Source organism: Lachnoclostridium sp. An118 (assembly GCF_002160985.1).
Lineage (GTDB): Bacteria > Bacillota > Clostridia > Lachnospirales > Lachnospiraceae > Claveliimonas > Claveliimonas stercoravium.
Window position 1 is genome coordinate 109,386 of record NZ_NFLQ01000002.1, and the last position, 18,557, is coordinate 127,942.

Consider the following 18,557-nt stretch of genomic DNA (forward strand, 5'->3'; position numbering starts at 1 on the left):
AGTACGAAAAGTATGGAAATATGGCGGGAAATGTTATATGATATTCAGAGATATTCAACCGAAACATGCGAGGAGGAGAGGTATAGATGGATAGGAAATACGATGTGGTGGCGCTCGGAGAACTTTTGATCGACTTTACAGAGAATGGCCTGAGCGGCCAGGGCAACCCTCTGCTGGAGGCGAATCCCGGCGGAGCTCCCTGCAATGTGCTGGCCATGCTGAACAGGCTGGGGAAAAAGACAGCCTTTATCGGCAAGGTGGGAAATGACCAGTTCGGAAAGATGCTGAAGGAAGTGGTGGAGGAAAGCGGCACGGATGTGTCCGGCCTTGCCATGGATGAACAGGTACACACGACACTGGCATTTGTGCACACATTTCCGGACGGAGATAGAGAATTCTCTTTTTACCGCAATCCGGGCGCTGATATGATGCTGACCAAGGAGGAGGTTGACCCGGAAATCATCAAAAACGCAAGGATCTTCCACTTCGGAACTCTCTCCTCCACCCATGCAGGCGTGAGGGAGGCCACACGCTACGCTATTGACGTGGCGAAGGAGAACGGCCTTCTCGTCTCCTTTGACCCGAACCTGCGGGAGCCCCTCTGGGAAAGCCTGGACCAGGCGAAAGAGGAGATCCTGTACGGTATGTCCAAGTGCGATATTTTAAAGATCTCGGATAATGAGATGGAGTTTATGACGGGGACTTCCGATTACACAAAAGGGGTGGAGATGCTGCGGGAGCAGTTTGATATTCCCCTGATCTGTGTCACTCTCGGAAAAGAGGGAAGCCGGGCCTACTACAGGGATATGATCGTGGAGGCAGCCCCCTTTGTGAGAGAAGATACCATTGAGACGACCGGGGCAGGCGACACTTTTGAGGCCTGCACCCTGAACTACATCCTGGAGCACGGCCTGGAGGACCTGACAGAGGAGAACTTAAAGGAGATGCTCACCTTTGCCAACGCGGGCGCTTCTATTATCACCACGAGAAAAGGGGCTCTGAAAGTCATGCCGGAAAAAGCGGAGATCGAGAAAGTGATCCGGGAGAGATAAGACCGGTCAGGCAAGGCCCTGAAAACGAGCCGGGATCAAAAAGGTATTTAATTTGAAACAATATTTTGCCCACACAGCAGCCTGTGTGGGCTTTTTCCTGTGTGATCATCGGCCAACAAGGACAATGACAGACCGCGCTCCGATGAGCAGACTGTCCCCTGCCAGCACGGGGAGGGGGGCCTCAAAGAGGATATGCTCCTCGTCTCCGGTGTTGACCGCGATGTGCCAGTGGAGGCCGCCGGGGAGGTGGGGCAGGGTCAGGCTGTGGGCCTCCCAGTGCACGTTGATACCCAGGTAGATGATATCGTCCCGGGCCTGCGCCGCATCGTAGCCTGCAAAGAGGACGCCGGCCACCCCGTTTCCGTTATCCTGGGGAGCCTTCCAGGGCTCCTCCGAGTGATAGCTGATGTCCGGCAGAGTGTAGCGGCAGCTCCTGGCAGATCCCCGCAGCACCGGGTGGTCCATGCGGAAATGGATCATATACTGGAAGAACCGGAAGATATCCTGGTGCTTTTCCAGGAGGGACCAGTCCAGCCAGGAGATCTCGTTGTCCTGGCAGTAGGGGTTGTTGTTGCCGAACTGGGTGTTGCAGAATTCATCTCCCGCAAAGAACATGGGTGTCCCGCGGCTGCACATAAGGACAGCGCAGGCGTTGCGGATCATCCTCATGCGAAGGGAGAGGACCTCCGGGTCGTCTGTCTCGCCCTCAGCCCCGCAGTTCCAGCTCCGGTTGTCACCCGCACCGTCTGTGTTGTCCCAGCCGTTTGCCTCGTTGTGCTTCTCGTTGTAGGAGTACAGGTCGTAGAGGGTGAAGCCGTCGTGGCAGGTGAGGAAGTTGACGGAGGCGTGGGTGCCCCGTATCTTGGGGTCGTAGATGTCCGGGGAGCCGCTGATCCGCTGCAGGGCCGCGGAGGTGTGGGAGATGCCTCCTTTCAGGAAATCTCTCATGTCATCCCGGTATTTTCCGTTCCACTCGCTCCAGCGGTTGAAGGAGGGGAAGTTGCCCACCTGGTAGAGACCGCCTGCATCCCATGCCTCCGCGATCAGCTTTGTGTTTCCCAGGAGCGGGTCAAAGGCCAGACTCTTGAGGAGCGGAGGGTGCTCCATGGGTGAGCCGTCCTCGTTGCGCCCCAGGATGGAGGCAAGGTCAAAACGGAAGCCGTCTATCCTGTAGGAGGTGACCCAGTAGCGCAGGCAGTCCAGGATCAGCTGCTGCACCACCGGGTGGTTGCAGTTCATGGTGTTGCCGCAGCCGCTGAAGTTGTAGTAGCAGCCCTCCGGGGTGAGGAGGTAGTACACGTTGTTGTCAAAGCCTTTAAAGGAGAAAATGGGACCGTTCTCGTTTCCCTCCGCCGTGTGGTTGAAGACCACGTCCAGGATGATCTCAATGCCGTTGTCGTGGAGCTCCTTTACCAGCTCTTTCAGCTCCAGCCCCTCCCGGTTGTACTCCACGTCAGCGGCGTAGCTGGTGTTGGGGGCAAAGAAGCTGACCGTGCTGTAGCCCCAGTAGTTGAGGAGCTCTTTCCCGTTGTAGGTGCGCTTGTCCATGAGCTCGTCGAACTCGAAGACAGGCATCAGCTCCACCGCATTGACGCCCAGGGCCTTCAGGTAGGGGATTTTTTCTTTTACGCCCAGGAAGGTGCCGGGGGCGGACACATCCTTTGCCATCTTTGTGAAGCCGCGCACGTGGAGCTCGTAGATGACCAGGTCCTCTATGGGGGTGCACAGCTGGGGCGCCACGCCCCAGTAGAAGTTGTTTTTTACCACCCTGGCCCGGTAGCCCTTCTCCAGCACCTTCTTCCCCCAGGTGCTCTGGCCGGTGATGGCCTTGGCGTAGGGGTCGATGAGGATGTTTTTCTTGCTGAACAGAAGGCCCTTCTCGGGGGCCCAGGGACCGTCCAGGCGGAAGGCGTACTCGAATTCCTCCACGTCCAGGCCGAAGACGATCATGGAGAAGACATTTCCTATCTTGTAGTTCTCCGGGATAGGGAGGACGGCGTAGGGCTCCTCCGCCTCCCGATGGTAGAGGAGGATCTCGCAGGAGGTGGCGCTTTGGGAGTGGACCGTGAAGCTGACTCCCGACGGGATGGCCCAGGCTCCGAAATACTGGTAGAGGCCCGGGCGGACGCGAAATCCATTGATAGTTGCAAGCGGTTCCATGTGGGCTGGTAAGGTTTCTTTGATCATAGCTGCCTCCTTTGTCTGCTGTGTTGTCTGTTGTGTTGTCGGGTGTGTGGAGTGGACGGGTTACTGCAGGTGCTGGTAAAAAAAGACGGCCAGCTGGGTGCGGTCTCTGAGGGAGAGCTTTTCCAGCAGGCTGCTCAGGTAGTTCCTCACGGTTCCCTCCCCCAGGAACATGCGGGAAGCGATCTCCCTGTTGCTGAGTCCCTCCGCCACCAGACTGATGAGCTGATACTCCCTGTCTGTGAGACCGTACTCCTCACGCGGAAAAGCTTTCTCTTTCTGGAGAAGCCCCGGGATGCGGGACATGATCTCCGTGCCGAACACGGTCTGGCCTGTCTGCACGGCCCGCAGGGCGGGCAGGATACTGCTGTAGTCGGCTTTCGGGAGATATCCTTTGACCCCGCAGCGGAGGGCCTGGATGATGTACTCGTCGTCTGAAAATGTGGTGAGAAGGAGGATGCGGGCTCCCGGATCCTCCGCGAGGACAGCCTTTGAGGCCTCCAGGCCGCTCATGCCCTCCATGCGGATATCCATGAGGAGCACGTCCGGCCGCAGGGCTCTGTAGAGGGAGAGGGCCTCCCGGCCGTCGCTCCCTGTCCCTGTGACCGTGACATGCGGGTCTGCCTCCAGTATGGTCTTCAGCGCTGTGGTCACGAGCGCGTCGTCGTCAATGATCACTATATTCATATAGATTTCCTTTCTGTCATGTCTTTTGCCGCTGCCTTTGGGACAGAGGCGTGGATGGAAAATCCCTGCTCTGTGTTAAACTGGATGACGCCGCCCAGGCAGCGGATCCGCTCCTTCATGTTTGAGAGCCCCATGCCGTCCGTGAGAGACAGAGGGGCGGAGGTGCCGTTGTCCTGGATGCACAGCCGGTAGAAGCCGGGGTGCTCCCGGAAGGAGACGGTGACCCTGGAGGCATCGCTGTGGCGTATCACATTGCTCAGGGCCTCCTTGCAGATCATGATCACACTGTATTTTACCTCCCTCGGGATGGACAGCCCTGCCTCGTAGGAGAGGGAGGCGCTGCAGAACTGAAAATCCCGGATCAGGTCCTCCATCGCCTCCTTCAGGCTGACAGAGTCATCCCGCAGGTCGTGGACGCTGCGCCGGATGCTTGTCATGGCGGTGTGGAGGGTGTCCTCCAACTCCTCCAGCGGTCTGGCCAGAGCCCTGTCCTGGCTAACCGTGCGGATAGCCCCTGTCATGAGGATGGAGCGGGAGAGCATATGTCCCACATTGTCGTGGATCTCCCTGGCGATCCGGTTCCGCTCTTTCAGGGTCGCGGTGTACACCTGGTAGTCCTGGTTTTCCAGCAGGGCTCTGTTTTTTTCTTCCAGGAGAAGATTTCTCTCCATGCCTGTGTCCCTGGCCGCATGGACCTCTTTTTCCAGGCGCAGGCCCTCCTGCGTCCGCCTGGCAAGGAGCAGGGCGGCCAGGCAGAAGCACAAAAGAAAAGCGGCGGGCCTGGGGCTGGCAGCGGGGACGTGGAAGGCTGCGGGCAGGAGGCACAGGGCAAAGAGAAGGGGGCTTTTGCAGGTGCAGACGGTGTACAGCACAGGGGGCAGGAAGATAAGCTGCCAGGGCGTAAGGAGAGCGGAAATAGTCCAGCAGAGAAAGGCGGGGATATATACGGATTTCCGCGGAAAGAGGAGGACGGCGGAAAGGCAGATCAGGGTTACCAGGAAGCCGGTGACGGCCTGGGGCAGGTCCTGACAGAAGAGGGTCAGGGACAGGGAACAGACAAACAGGAGAAGGCAGTCGCTCAGTCGTTTCATCAGGGGCCTCCTTTCTTTTTGATGGATATAAAAAATGACAATTGTCATTCGGTCTACTGACAGGTGACACTATCATTATAGGACGGAAACTTTTATACTACAAGTGAAATCAAAAATAAGAGAGGGAGGTCAGTATGGAGGAGAAAACCATTGTCAGCATACACAATCTGGTGAAGAGATATGGGGATGTGCTGGCTCTTGACCATCTGGATCTGGAAATAAAGAGGGGGGAGATATACGGCCTTTTGGGGCCAAATGGGTCGGGAAAGACCACGGCCATCAACTGCCTTCTGGCTCTCCTTGGATATGACAAGGGGAGCATCCGGGTCTTCGGAGAAAATATGGAGCCGGACAGCTATGAGAGCAAGAGGAGGATCGGTGTGGTCATGCAGAATGTGGCCGTCTTCGAGGAGCTGACCGTGCGGGAGAACATCGACTATTTCTGCAGCCTGTATGTGAAGGACAAAAAGCGGCGCAGGCAGCTTGTGGAGGAGGCGGTCCGCTTTACCGGGCTGGAGGACCATCTGAAAAAATATCCCAAAAAGCTTTCCGGGGGACTTCTGCGCAGGCTGAACATCGCCTGTGGCATCGCGCACCGGCCGGAGCTGATCCTCATGGATGAGCCCACGGTGGCGGTAGACCCCCAGAGCCGCAATCACATCCTGGAGGGGATAAAAAAGCTCAATGAGCAGGGCTCCACCATCATCTACACATCCCATTACATGGAGGAGGTGGAGAAGATCTGCACCAGGATATCCATCATGGACCGGGGCCGCATTCTGGCCACAGGCACAAAGGAGGAGCTGAAGGCCATGATCGGCACCGGGGAGACCATCACGGTGGAGACAGGCGGAATGACAGGAGAGCAGGTGGAGGAGGTCAGGCTGCTCCCGGGCGTGGTGTCGGCAGACTGCCAGGAGGGAGTCCTGCGGGTGCAGTGCACCCAGGGGGCGGGCAACCTGACAGGGCTTCTGCACAGGCTGGAGGAGGCGGACATTCCCTTCGGGAGGGTCTGGTCCCAGCCCCCCACGCTGAACGACGTGTTCCTGGAGATCACGGGAAAGCGGCTCAGGGACAGAAAGGAAGAGGAGGAGGGATAAAATGGGAACCTATCTGAAATACAGATTTCTCACCCTTGTGCGGGAGAAGTCCTTTATGTTCTGGGCCCTTGCCTTTCCGCTGATCCTGGCGGTCCTCTTCTACGTGTCCTTCGGCAACCCGGCAGGGGATGGCATGGGAGAGAAGATGCAGTCTGTGCCGGCCGGCGTGGTGGTCACGGAGGAAAACCCTCCTTTCTCTGCCTTCCTCGAAGCCCTGGACGGGGACGTGATAGAAATAAAAGAGTATGAAGACAGCCAGGAGGCTTTCGCCGCGCTGCGGGAAGGAGATGTGACAGGCGTCTTCACCGTAAAGGAAGAGCCGGAGCTGACAGTGGACGGCTCCGGGCTTGCACAGAGCATCCTTGGGGAACTCATGGAGGGGTACGAGCAGCAGGCGTATCTCCTTGCCCGGGCAGCCAAAGACCACCCGGAGGGAGTGGAACGAGCTGCCGCGGCCGCGCTGGAAGCGTCCGAGGAGAGCGGGGTGCGGGAGGTGAGCCTTGGAGGAAGGACCACCAATACAGGGGTGCAGTATTTCTTTGCCCTCATCGCCTTCTCCTGCCTGTCCGGCGCCTATCTTGGCATCAAGACGTGCTGCGACGGGCAGGCCAACCTGTCTGCCCTGGGAGCCCGCCGGAGCGTCTCTCCCATGCACAAGCTGAAGGGGATCCTGGCGGATTTTGCCGTGCTGATCCTTCTCCACTATGCAAATGTGCTGGTGCTGACCGGATTTATATGGCTCGTGCTGGGAGTGGACCTTGGCAGCAGCCCGGGATGGGTCCTTCTTGTGGACCTTGCGGGGACCCTGATCGGGGTGGGCATTGGCATCCTGACAGGGAGCATCAGCCGTTTTTCCTTCTCCATCAAGATGGGGCTTTGCGTCTGTGCGACCCTGTTTCCCTCCTTCCTGGCAGGGCTTATGTTCGGGAACATGAAATATGTCATAGAGACCCGCTGCCCGGTCCTTAACCGGATCAACCCTGCGGCAGTGCTGAGCGACGCCTTCTACTGCCTGGCGGTGTACGAGGACTATGACAGACTGCTGGAGGATATGGCGATCCTGGGAGGCATGAGCATCCTCTGCATCCTCCTGGCCTTCGCCGCAGTGAGGAGGGAACAGTATGACAGTATTTAGAGGATTTATCAAGCTGGCGCTCCGTCAGCTCCACATGCTGCTCCTGTATGTGGCTGTCTTTGTGACTATAGCTGTTATTGTCCAGCTCTCCCTGAGAGAGGAGGGGACGGATACCTTTGAGATGACCTCTCTGCCTGTGGCCGTGGAGGACCGGGACGGGGGAGCGGCGGCAGAGGGGCTGAAGGAATACCTGGGACAGATCCACCGTGTGACGGAGTGGGAGGGGGACCTGACGGGTCTGCAGGAAAAAATGTTTTACAGGGACATCTACTATTTGGTGCGGATACCGGAGAACTTTGAGGCTGCCTGCCTTGCGGGGCAGGAGAAGCTGGAGGTGACCAAAATCCCGGGGACGACCAGCGCTTACTATGTGGACAGCCAGATCAGCGCCTGGCTTCGGGAGATGAAGGCCATGCTGGCAGCGGGATACGGGACCCAGGAGGCCTGCGCCCTTGTGTTGCAGGCCCAGAGCGGGGCCGGCTCTGTCCGGATGCTGGACGAGAGCGGGTACGGGGGAGAGCCGGCGCCCCACGCCTTTCTCTTTCAGTATCTGCCCTACATGGTCCTCTCGATCCTGTGCTACGGGGCGGCTTTTATCATGATCGCCTTCAGGAGGGAGGAGGTGAGGCGAAGGCTCCTTGTATCCCCTGTACCCAGGCTGCGTCAGAACCTGGGGCTGATGGCCGGATATCTGGTCCTGGGGGCGGTTGTGTGGGTGATCTCCCTGATCCTGCCGGTCACCCTCTACAGAGGTGACTTCCTGTCAGACGGAAATCTTCCCTATTATATGGCAAATGTGACCGCCCTGGTCCTGGTCAGTCTCTCCATCGCCTACGTGGTGAGTATGTGTGTGAAAAGAGCCGAGACAGTAAGCGGTGTAGTCAATGTGGTGACCCTGGGCATGTGCTTCCTCTGCGGTGTCTTTGTGTCTATGGACGTCATGGCTGCAGGGGTGAAGCGGGCGGCAGCATTCCTGCCCGTGTACTGGTATGAGGCGGTGAACGGCATCCTCTCAGAGCAGGCCTCCCTCACGGCCAGCCAGAGAACGGAGGTGCTGCAGGGGCTGGGACTGCAGCTTCTCTTTGCGGCGGCCATCTTCGGCGTGGGGATGGCGGTGAGCAGATACCGGGAGACCGATTGAATTTGAGGCCTCCTTATGTTACAATCTTTAGAGTACGATTGGAGCGTAAGGAGGTCTTGTTTTATGAAAAATTTTATGCAGTACGCACCCACGGAGATCGTGTTTGGGAAGGATGCGGAAAAGGAAGCCGGAAGGCTTGCCAAAAAGTGGGGCGGCGATAAAGTCCTCATTGTCTACGGGGGAGGAAGTGTGAAAAAGAGCGGTCTCCTGGACCGGGTAAAGGCGGAGCTTGCGGACGCAGGTGTGTCCTTCCAGGAGCTGGGCGGTGTGAAGCCAAACCCACGCCTGGGCCTTGTCCGGGAGGGCGTGAAGATGGCGGTGGATTTCGGGGCGGACCTGATCCTTGCTGTGGGCGGAGGCAGTGTTATTGACACGGCTAAGGCTGTGGCCATCGGTGCCGCGGATCCTTCTGTGGACGTGTGGAGTTACTGGGCCGGGGAGAGACAGGTGCAGGCGGCTCTGCCGGTGGGTGTCATCCTCACTATCTCCGCAGCGGGCAGCGAGACAAGTGACTCCGCTGTCATCACCAACGAGGAGACCGGCAAAAAGGCGGGAATCAACACGGATTTTAACAGACCGAAGTTTGCCATCATGAACCCGGAGCTTACATACACCCTGCCGAAATACCAGCTTACCTGCGGCATCGTGGATATCATGATGCATACGCTGGAGCGGTATTTCACGCCGGTGGACGGCAACATGCTGACCGATGAGATCGCAGAGGGACTCTTAAGGACCATGATCACCTGTGGGAAAAAGGCATATGAAGACCAGACGGACTACGATGCCATGAGCGAGATCATGTGGTGCGGCAGCATTTCCCACAACAATCTGACAGGTCTTGGACGGCCAAAGGATTTCCTCTGCCACAAGCTGGGACATGAGATCGGCGGTATGTTTGATGTGGCTCACGGTGCAACCTTGTCCGCTATCTGGGGAAGCTGGGCAAGGTACGTGTACAAGATCGATCCGGCAAGATTTGCCCGGTATGGAGAGAAAGTATGGGGCATTGTTGAAGATGATGAGGAGAAGGCGGCTGTGGCGGCTATTGAGGCGACAGAAGATTTCTTTCGGTCTCTCCATATGCCCGTCTGCATCGGGGAGCTGGAGATAGGCGTGCAGTCGGACGAGGTGCTGCGGAAGCTGGCGGACAGCGCCACAAAGGGGGATACCATCCTGCTGGGCTCATTCAAGAAGATAAATGCGGAGGACGCCTACCAGATTTACAGGGCGGCAAACCATGACTGAGAAAGATACGAGAGGTGAAACGATATGATTTTTTTAGGAAAAGAAGAAGTTGAGAAGCTGGTGGACCCAAATGAGATCATGGACCAGATCGAGGAGGCTTACCGGATCTTCGGGGCAGACGCCTACTATATGCCGCCTCGCCCGGTGATCGAGCACGAGAACAAGACGCTCATCTACATGCCATGCTTCACGGAAGACATCATCGGCACCAAGATGCTGACCATCTTCCCGGAGAACGCAAAGCTGGGGCTTCCCTCCCTGGACGGGCTTGTGATCCTGAACGACAGGACAACAGGCGCGCCGTTGGCCATCATGGATGGCCAGGCTGTGACGGCATGGAGGACAGGGGCTGTAGGCGGCGTGGGGATCCGCCATCTGTCCAGAAAGGATGCCCGCACAGTAGGTATTGTAGGCGCTGGAGCACAGGGCTTCCACCAGGCTGTGTACGCCTGCGCGGCCAGGAACATTGAGACCGTCTACATCTGGAACCACAGCGACCGTGATCTGACGGATTTCATGGCAAGACTGAAGAAGACTATTGCGGATCCGGCGGTGGAAGTAGTACAATGTAAGACAGTGGAAGAACTGGTGAAGGCCAGCGATATCATCTGCACCGCTACCCCTTCGGAGGAGCCGGTACTTCCCAATGACAGGGAGCTGCTGGAAGGAAAATGCATCATCGCCATTGGGTCCTATACTCCGCAGATGCGGGAGATACCGGATGTGATCTGGGATCTGGTGGACAACGTGTACATCGAGCTTCCCTATGCCTGTGAGGAGAGCGGCGATCTGAGTCAGCCGCTTGCCGAGGGAAGACTCACCATGGACAGAGTGGTTCTTATGGATAAGTTCCTGGCATCCGGGGCTGACGAAGATGAGATCGCAAAGAAAACCACATATTTTAAATCTGTGGGCATGGGTCTTTTTGACGTGTGTGTGGCACAGAAATTACTGGAGAAAGCAAAGGAGAGATAAGAAATGAAATTAGTAGCGACAGAGAAAGCACCAAAAGCACTTGGACCGTATTCACAGGGATACATTTACAACGGCGTGTTCTACGCGGCAGGACAGATCGCCATCAACCCGGCAACAGACGCAGTTGAGGCAGATACCATCGAGGGACAGACAGAGCAGGTGTGCAAGAACATCGGCGAGCTCCTGGCGGCAGCAGGCACAACCTACGACAAAGTCATCAAGACAACCTGCTTCCTGGCAGACATGGGAGACTTTGGTGCGTTTAACGAGGTGTATGCAAAATATTTCACATCCAAACCAGCCAGAAGCTGTGTGGCTGTAAAGACACTTCCAAAGAATGTGCTGTGTGAGATCGAAGTCATCGCGGCAGTGGAAGAGTAAGAACAAAAGCCCTGGAAGGCAGAAGAGTAAGAAAAGAGGTAGAGTGAAAAATGGCAGAGCAGCAAAACGGGTGCTCCCCCTCCGACTGTGCGGGGTGCGCCCATGCAGACTCCTGCGGCAGCAAGCCCCAGGATATGAGGGAACCGGCGAACCCGTTTTCCCATGTGAATAAAGTGATCGCCGTGGTCAGCGGAAAAGGCGGCGTGGGCAAGTCCATGGTGACGGCCTCCCTGGCAAGGATCATGCGGGAGCAGGGATTTTCCGTGGGGATCCTGGATGCGGATATTACAGGGCCGTCCATCCCGAAGATGTATGGTATACACGAGACGGCAAAGGGGAGCGACGAGGGAATCTTCCCCAGCGTGGCAAAGGACGGCACGAAGGTCATGTCCGTCAACCTGCTCCTGGAGCATGAGTCTGACCCGGTGATCTGGAGAGGTCCCATCATCGCGGGAGTGGTGAAGCAGTTCTGGACCGATGTTATGTGGGGGGAGCTGGATTATCTCTTTGTGGACATGCCTCCCGGAACCGGGGACGTGCCTCTCACGGTGTTCCAGTCCCTGCCGGTGGACGGTATCGTCATCGTCACCTCACCGCAGGACCTGGTGCAGATGATCGTGGACAAGGCCTGCAACATGGCCCGGCAGATGAACATCCCGGTGCTGGGCATTGTGGAAAATTACAGTTATCTCGTATGCCCGGACTGCGGAAAGAAGATTTCTGTGTTCGGCGAGAGCCACATCGAGGAGACAGCCCGGGAACTGGGCGTGCCGGTCCTCGGGAAAATGCCTATTGACCCGAAGCTGGCGGAGTCCGTGGAAGAAGAACGATTCTACGAGGCGGACAACCAGTACCTGGCGGACGTGGTGAATAAGTTATAACGTAAATGGGGACGTAACCCTTTTTAAAAGGGTTACGTCCCCATTTACGTTTGTTGGTGTGTAATTTTGTATCATCCCTTGCGGAAAAATGAACAAACTGGTGTGAAATTGTGTATCACATAAAATAAATAATGGCAGTAAGAGAGGACCGAAAGAAAAGGACAGTCATATTTATCGCCTCTTGACATGTAGAACGTACGTTTGTATACTGAAATAAGAACGTATGTTCTATATCGTTAAGAGGAGATGTATGATCGTGGAACTTCAGCAGTCTATATCCATAGCTGACAAACTGAAAATACTGACTGACGCGGCCAAATATGACGTGGCCTGCACGTCCAGCGGGACCCAGCGCACCAATGACGGCACTGGCATAGGGAGCTGCGCCCAGGCGGGGATATGCCACAGCTTCTCCGCGGACGGGAGATGCATTTCCCTGCTGAAGATCCTGTTTACAAATGAGTGCATCTATGACTGCAAATACTGCATCAACCGCAGGAGCAACGATGTGCCCAGGGCCTCCTTTACGCCGGACGAGATCTGTACGCTGACGATGGAGTTTTACCGGCGCAATTACATAGAAGGCCTGTTTCTGAGCTCTGGTGTGCTGAAAAGTCCGGATCATACAATGGAGCTTATCTATGCGGCACTCTATAAGCTGCGGACAACATACCGATTCCAGGGCTACATCCATGTGAAGGCTATTCCCGGCACCAGCCAGGAACTGCTGGAGAGGCTGGGATTTCTGGCGGACAGGATGAGCGTCAATCTGGAACTGCCTACAGCAGAGGGACTGCGCCTCCTTGCGCCCCACAAGACAAGAGAGAGGATCCTTGCGCCCATGCGGCTTGTGCAGAACAAAATGGAGGAAAACAGGCAGGAGATCCAGCTGTACCGGAATGTCCAGAGATTTGTGCCTGCCGGGCAGAGCACCCAGATGATCATAGGCGCCACGCCGGAGACGGATTTTCAGATCATCCATGTGGCAGAGGCTCTCTATAAGAAGTTCGGGTTAAAGCGGGTGTTCTATTCTGCTTTTGTACCCGTAAATGAGGACGCCTCCCTGCCGGCCAGAACAGGGGAGGGGCCGCCACTCCTTCGGGAACACCGGCTGTACCAGGCGGATTTCCTGCTCCGGTACTACCAGTTTCAGGCTGGGGAGCTCCTGACGGAGGAAGCCCCCAATTTTAATGTGTTCCTGGACCCGAAATGTAACTGGGCCCTGCGTCATCTGGAGGTTTTTCCAGTGGAGGTAAACACTGCGGGATATGAGCTCCTTCTCCGGGTGCCGGGCATCGGATACAGGTCGGCTGCCAGGATCGTGAAGGCCAGGCGTTACGGGAAGCTGGACTTTGGGGACCTGAAGAAAATGGGTGTGGTCCTCAAGCGGGCGCTGTACTTCCTGACCTGCGGCGGGAAGATGATGTATCCGGTAAAGCTCGAGGAGGATTATATTGCGCGCAATCTTTTGAATGTAAAGGAGAGACTGCCCGAGGGGGCGGATGGCATGACCTACAGACAACTCTCTCTTTTTGACGATGCGAGATTTGGCAGCATGTCGGAGAAAGGAGGCACCATATGAAAACCATTTACATCTGTACAGACAGCGTCACAGGGATTTTTTCTGCCGTGTACGAGGCGTGGAAGGAGCGCCGCCGGGAGGGTGCCAGTGGGATCGCCATCCGGGGCAGTGTGGATCCGCAGCTGTTCTGTGAGTACAGGGAGATTCCGGAAAATGAGAGCAGAGCGGAGGCTGTCGGGAAGATGATACTTACGAACCTGGGCAGGGATGTCTACCATCATATCTATTATGCGGCCCTCTCCCGGGATGGAGAAAAAGGGGAGGCGATCCTTGGGACGCTGCTGGCGGCCCGGAAGCTGAGACAGCCCCGGAAGATCATGGAGCATCTGGGGGATCCCGCTGTGGAAAAGGTGTTTGAGCTGAGCCGCAGCGTGGGAAATGAGGCCCATCTTCTGACAGGCTTTGTGCGCTTCCGGGAGCTGGAGAATGGGATACTCTTTGCAGATATCACACCGAAAAACCAGGTGCTTCCCTGTCTGGGGGCTCATTTTCAGGAGCGTTTTCCTCTGGAGAACTGGATGATCCGGGACAAAAACCGCAGTATGTTTGTGGTCCATGAGGCAGGAAAACGGTGGGTCCTTGTACAGGAGGAGGACCCGGAGGGGAGGATGGACGAGCAGCTGCTGCATCTCTCCGGCCAGGAGGAGAAAATGCAGGCGCTGTGGAGGGAGTTCTGTGACACTATTGCCATCAAGGAGAGGTTAAATCCCAAGCGCCAGAGGACTCACCTTCCGCTCCGTTACCGGCCTGATATGACAGAATTTGCAGGATAGTGCGAGGCAGACAATTTTGCAAAATAGTCAGATAATATTTCCGCGCCATACACAATACCCCGCCAGTTGGTTTTATTTCGGACGTAACATTATTGAAAAGTATTACGTCCCCACTTATAATATACCTATGGAAAAGCAACTGATTAAAATTTCGGTCCGGGCCCTGGTGGAGTTCATCCTCCAGAGCGGGGACCTTGACAATCGAACTGCCTCGGCGGACAAGGAGGCCATGCAGATGGGGGCCCGGCTCCACCGGAAGATCCAGCGGCAGACGGGGAGCATGTACACGCCGGAGGTGTCCATGAAATGCCAGGTGCCCTACGAGAAGTTCATCCTCCAGGTGGAGGGGCGGGCGGACGGCGTCATGGACACGGAGGAGGGGCTGGTCATCGACGAGATCAAGGGGATATTCCGGGATGTGAACGCCCTGGAGGAGCCGGTGCCGGTGCACCTGGCCCAGGCCAAATGCTACGCTTTTATCTACGGGGACCAGCATGAGCAGGAGAGGATGGGCGTGCAGATGACCTACTGTCATCTGGAGACAGAGGAGATACGCCGGTTCCGGCAGGAGTACACCACAGAGGAGCTGAGAGAGTGGTTTTACGGCATCACGGACGCCTACGAAAAGTGGGCTCTCTTCCAGGTGGAGTGGAAGGAGAAGCGGAACGCTTCCATAAAAAAGGTGGAATTTCCCTACCAGTACCGGGACGGGCAGAAGAAGCTGGCGGCCGCTGTCTACAGGACCATTGAGAGACAGAAAAAGCTGTTCATCCAGGCTCCCACAGGGGTGGGAAAAACTATGGCCACTGTCTTTCCGGCTGTGAAGGCAGTGGGGGAGGGACTGGTGGACAAGCTCTTCTACCTGACCGCCAAGACCATCACCAGGACTGTGGCCCAGCAGGCCTTTGACATACTGAAGCAGCCCGGCCCGGATGGGCCCGCCGCAGTGGGGCCCGCTGCAGTGGAGGAGGGGGATACGGCTCTCCGGTACAAGGTCATCACCCTGACGGCAAAGGAGAAGATATGCTTCTGCGAGAAGCCGGAGTGCAATCCGGACTACTGTCCTTACGCCAAGGGACATTTTGACCGTATCAACGATGCGGTCTATGACATGATCACCACCTCTGACGACATGAGCCGTCAGGCGGTGGAGGAGCAGGCGAAGAAATGGCAGGTGTGCCCCTTCGAGCTGGGTCTGGACCTGTCCCTGTGGGCGGACGCAGTCATCTGCGACTACAACTATGTCTTTGACCCCAACGCGAAGCTGAAGCGGTTTTTCGGCGAGGGGGTGAAGGGGGACTACATCTTCCTCATTGACGAGGCCCACAACCTGGTGGAGCGGGGACGGGAGATGTTCAGCGCCAGCCTCTGCAAGGAGGACGTGATGAAGGTCCGCCGCCTTGTGAAGACGAGGGACGTCCGGCTTGCCCGGCAGCTGGAGGACTGCAACCGCCAGATGCTGGCCCTGAAACGGGAGTGCGACGGCTGCCAGGTGCTGGAGAGCGCCGGGGGCATCTACCTGAAGCTTCTGTCTGTCATGGCTGAGATGGAGCGGTATCTGGAGGAGTGCAAGGAGGAGGACGTCCGGGAGGAGGTGCTGAGCCTCTACTTTGAAGTGCGGATGTTTGAGACCATCTATGAAAAGCTGGACGAGAACTACATGATCTATTCCGAAATTGACGGGGAGGGAAAATTCTTTGTCCGCCTGTTCTGCGTCAACCCGGCGGTCAATCTGAACGAAGCTCTGGAAAAAGGGGTGAGCACCATCTTTTTCTCCGCCACCCTCCTTCCCATCCGCTATTACAGACAGCTCCTCAGCACAAAGACGGACGACTACGCGGTCTACGCCCAGTCCACCTTTGCCAGGGAGAACCGGCTCCTTCTCCTTGGAAATGACGTGAGCACCCGGTACACTGCGAGAGGGGAGGCCACCTACCGGAAATACGCCTCCTATCTGCTGGAGATGGTGCAGGGGAAAAAGGGAAACTACATGGCCTTTTTTCCCTCCTACAAGTTCATGGAGGAGGTCTACGACCAGTTCCTCCTCCTGGCTGAAAAGGAGGATAGCAGCGCCCAGTGCATGATCCAGGCCCCCTACATGTCGGAGGAGGCAAGAGAGATCTTTCTGGAGGAATTCGAGGAGGAGCGGGAGGAGAGCCTCCTTGGCTTCTGCGTCATGGGGGGCATCTTCTCCGAGGGCATCGACCTGTCCAGAGACCGGCTCATCGGCGCCGCCGTGGTGGGCACCGGACTGCCCCAGGTGTGCCGGGAGAGAGAGCTCCTTAGGGAGTACTTTGACAAAAAGGGACTCCGGGGCTTTGACTACGCCTACGTCTACCCGGGCATGAACAAGGTCCTCCAGTCCGCGGGCCGGGTCATCCGCACGGAGGAGGACAGAGGCGTGATCCTCCTTCTGGACGACCGCTTCCGGGAGGGCAGATACAAAGAGACCTTCCCGCGGGAGTGGGAAGGTCTGGAAATCTGCAATGTGAAAAACGCCGGCGAAAAGATGCGGGCTTTCTGGGATCAGACCTCCTCGAAGTAGTCGAGGAAGGCGGCCGCAGCCCTGGAGAGGGGGATGCGGGTGCCCCGGACAGCCAGCAGCTCCCTCGGAGGCAGCTCTTCCTCTGTCTGTACGATGAAGAGATTGTCGTCCTCCCGGGGAATGCAGTAGTCCGGAAGAAAGGCGATGCCAAGGCCGATCCTGGCCAGGTCGATGAGCAGGTCGTTGCTGCTAAGCTCCACCTCCGGCACCAGGTCCAGGTGGTGCTGCTGGAACTGGCTGTGGAGAAACTCGCTTGTGGTGCTCTTCTTGTCCAGCATCAGGATGGGGTACTCCAAAAGCTCCGCAAAGGAGAGCCGGCGCCCCTTCAGGTCAGCGAAATCCCGGTTGGCCAGAAAGACGTCCTGGAACAGCTTGATCCGCTTTACAGTGGCGGCGCTTCCCAGGTAGGCGTTGGGGGAGTTGACCACGATAAAGTCCACCTGCCCTGATTTCAGGAGCTCCACGCTCTGGATGGAGGTGGCGTTGGTCACCTTGATGTGGGCCCCGGGAAATGCCTCGTGGAACCGCTTGATGTAGGGCACGAGAAAATACCGGCAGATGGTGTCGCTGGCGCCGATGCGTATCTGTCCCCCGGTAGAGGCGGACTCCATGAGCTGGGCCTCCCCCCGCTGTATCAGGTTCATGGCCGGCTCCACGTGGCGCAGCAGGATCTCTCCCTCCGGCGTCAGCTGGACCCTCTTTGTGCTCCGGATGAAGAGGACCTGGTCCAGCTTTCTCTCCAGCGTCTTGATGGACTGGCTCACCGCTGACTGGGAGATGAAGAGCTGCTTGGAGGCCTCGGAAAAGCTCAGGGTCGAGGCCACATAGTAAAACACCTTATATAATTCATAGTTAATATCCATGATAAGTCCTCCTAATAAAAATCATTTGTATTATAAGGGAAGATCAGGGAAATTACAATCACAAAAATGAGACAACAGAAAGAAGGATTGCTTTATGAAAAAACTGCATCATGTACTGGCCGTGGCAGCTATGCTCCTGCTTGTCCTGGCTCTTCTGCTCACCAGCTTCCAGCTGGCCATATACGGTGACCCGGACTACAGGTTTTACGAGAGGGAATATGCGAAGTACAATGTCACGGAAAGTCTCGATATGGAGATGGAGGACGTCATGGATGTGACGGAGAAAATGATGGATTACCTCATCGGGAGGAGGCCGGAGCTCTCTGTCATCACGGATGTGGACGGACAGACCCAGGATTTCTTTAACGAGCAGGACCGCCTCCACATGGCGGACGTAAAGAACCTGTTCCTGGGCGGGCTGACCCTGCGCTGGGTACTCCTTGCCGCCGCGGCTGTGCTCATCGCCCTGCTCGTACTCCTGAAGGGGGACTGGAGGCGCATCATCCCCAGGGCCTACTTTATCGCCCTTGGCATCTTCCTGGCGGTGACGGTCCTGCTTGGAGCTCTCTTTGCCTCGGATTTTACAAAATATTTCACCATCTTTCACGAAATCTTTTTCACCAACGACCTGTGGCTCTTTGACCCGGCTACAGACTACATGATCCGGATGCTGCCGGAGGGATTTTTCTACGACATGGTGATGCGCATCGGAGGATGTTTCCTCGGCTCCCTTGCGGTCCTTCTGGTCATCTTCCTTGTGTGGCGCCATTTTCTCGGCAAAGGACACAGGCAGACAAAAAATGAAAAATACAAATAAGAAATACTTATAAAAATATTTAATTTTATTAACTTTACTAATAAGAAACCCCATGTTATGATAAAACCAGCGTATCATAAAATCACATATAAAATGGAGGAA

16 protein-coding genes are annotated in these 18,557 nt (G+C 56.6%); 12 read left to right on the forward strand and 4 right to left on the reverse strand.

What is annotated here, in order from left to right; all coding sequences use genetic code 11:
- Positions 1-86 precede the first annotated feature (86 nt).
- The gene (locus B5E62_RS02240) at positions 87-1,052 is read left to right on the forward strand and encodes a PfkB family carbohydrate kinase (protein ID WP_087173132.1); all 966 of its coding nucleotides are present in this window, start codon (positions 87-89) and stop codon (positions 1,050-1,052) included.
- Positions 1,053-1,157: 105 nt separating this feature from the next.
- On the opposite strand, the gene B5E62_RS02245 is transcribed toward B5E62_RS02240, so the two are convergent.
- Genes B5E62_RS02245 through B5E62_RS02255 form a run of 3 tightly spaced genes read right to left on the reverse strand, consistent with a single transcriptional unit; the run spans position 1,158 to position 5,014 of the window.
- Positions 1,158-3,239 carry a glycogen debranching protein gene (locus B5E62_RS02245; protein WP_087173133.1) on the reverse strand — a complete coding sequence of 694 codons (2,082 nt, stop codon included), beginning with the start codon at positions 3,237-3,239 and terminating at the stop codon, positions 1,158-1,160.
- A gap of 60 nt (positions 3,240-3,299) precedes the next feature.
- Positions 3,300-3,923, reverse strand: coding sequence for a response regulator transcription factor (locus tag B5E62_RS02250; protein WP_087173134.1), 624 nt, complete (start codon positions 3,921-3,923; stop codon positions 3,300-3,302).
- The gene (locus tag B5E62_RS02255; RefSeq protein ID WP_162610245.1) at positions 3,920-5,014 is read right to left on the reverse strand and encodes a sensor histidine kinase; all 1,095 of its coding nucleotides are present in this window, start codon (positions 5,012-5,014) and stop codon (positions 3,920-3,922) included. Before B5E62_RS02255 ends, B5E62_RS02250 begins: the two co-directional genes overlap by 4 nt.
- 149 nt (positions 5,015-5,163) lie before the next feature.
- Between B5E62_RS02255 and B5E62_RS02260 the strand changes: the two genes are divergently transcribed.
- The 10 genes from B5E62_RS02260 to B5E62_RS02305 all read left to right on the forward strand — a co-directional run bounded on the left by B5E62_RS02260 (position 5,164) and on the right by B5E62_RS02305 (position 16,775).
- Positions 5,164-6,114 carry an ABC transporter ATP-binding protein gene (locus tag B5E62_RS02260; protein WP_087173256.1) on the forward strand — a complete coding sequence of 317 codons (951 nt, stop codon included), beginning with the start codon at positions 5,164-5,166 and terminating at the stop codon, positions 6,112-6,114.
- Between the two features lies 1 nt (position 6,115).
- Positions 6,116-7,249, forward strand: a complete 1,134-nt coding sequence (locus B5E62_RS02265) for an ABC transporter permease (protein WP_087173136.1) — start codon at positions 6,116-6,118, stop codon at positions 7,247-7,249.
- On the forward strand, positions 7,236-8,390 hold the full coding sequence (locus B5E62_RS02270) for an ABC transporter permease (protein ID WP_087173137.1): 1,155 nt from the start codon (positions 7,236-7,238) through the stop codon (positions 8,388-8,390). Before B5E62_RS02265 ends, B5E62_RS02270 begins: the two co-directional genes overlap by 14 nt.
- A 63-nt stretch (positions 8,391-8,453) precedes the next feature.
- Positions 8,454-9,638, forward strand: a complete 1,185-nt coding sequence (locus B5E62_RS02275; protein WP_087173138.1) for an iron-containing alcohol dehydrogenase — start codon at positions 8,454-8,456, stop codon at positions 9,636-9,638.
- Positions 9,639-9,662: 24 nt separating this feature from the next.
- On the forward strand, positions 9,663-10,613 hold the full coding sequence (locus tag B5E62_RS02280) for an ornithine cyclodeaminase family protein (RefSeq protein WP_076777175.1): 951 nt from the start codon (positions 9,663-9,665) through the stop codon (positions 10,611-10,613).
- 3 nt (positions 10,614-10,616) lie between these two features.
- Complete coding sequence (locus tag B5E62_RS02285) at positions 10,617-10,994, forward strand: Rid family detoxifying hydrolase (RefSeq protein ID WP_076777176.1); 378 nt, start codon at positions 10,617-10,619, stop codon at positions 10,992-10,994.
- 50 nt (positions 10,995-11,044) lie between these two features.
- Positions 11,045-11,875, forward strand: coding sequence for an Mrp/NBP35 family ATP-binding protein (locus B5E62_RS02290; RefSeq protein ID WP_076777177.1), 831 nt, complete (start codon positions 11,045-11,047; stop codon positions 11,873-11,875).
- Between the two features lie 250 nt (positions 11,876-12,125).
- Positions 12,126-13,457 (forward strand): putative DNA modification/repair radical SAM protein, encoded by a 1,332-nt coding sequence (locus B5E62_RS02295; RefSeq protein ID WP_087173139.1) that lies wholly within the window; start codon positions 12,126-12,128, stop codon positions 13,455-13,457.
- Positions 13,454-14,230, forward strand: a complete 777-nt coding sequence (locus B5E62_RS02300; protein WP_087173140.1) for a TIGR03915 family putative DNA repair protein — start codon at positions 13,454-13,456, stop codon at positions 14,228-14,230. Before B5E62_RS02295 ends, B5E62_RS02300 begins: the two co-directional genes overlap by 4 nt.
- Before the next feature lie 127 nt (positions 14,231-14,357).
- Positions 14,358-16,775: an ATP-dependent DNA helicase gene (locus B5E62_RS02305; protein ID WP_087173141.1), complete on the forward strand. Its 2,418-nt coding sequence runs from the start codon at positions 14,358-14,360 to the stop codon at positions 16,773-16,775.
- Here B5E62_RS02305 and B5E62_RS02310 read toward each other — a convergent pair.
- Positions 16,757-17,638: a LysR family transcriptional regulator gene (locus tag B5E62_RS02310; protein ID WP_087173142.1), complete on the reverse strand. Its 882-nt coding sequence runs from the start codon at positions 17,636-17,638 to the stop codon at positions 16,757-16,759. The two genes, B5E62_RS02305 and B5E62_RS02310, sit on opposite strands and share 19 nt — an antisense overlap.
- Positions 17,639-17,732: 94 nt before the next feature.
- Between B5E62_RS02310 and B5E62_RS02315 the strand changes: the two genes are divergently transcribed.
- Positions 17,733-18,455, forward strand: coding sequence for a TIGR01906 family membrane protein (locus B5E62_RS02315; RefSeq protein ID WP_087173143.1), 723 nt, complete (start codon positions 17,733-17,735; stop codon positions 18,453-18,455).
- The last annotated feature ends 102 nt before the right edge of the window (positions 18,456-18,557 follow it).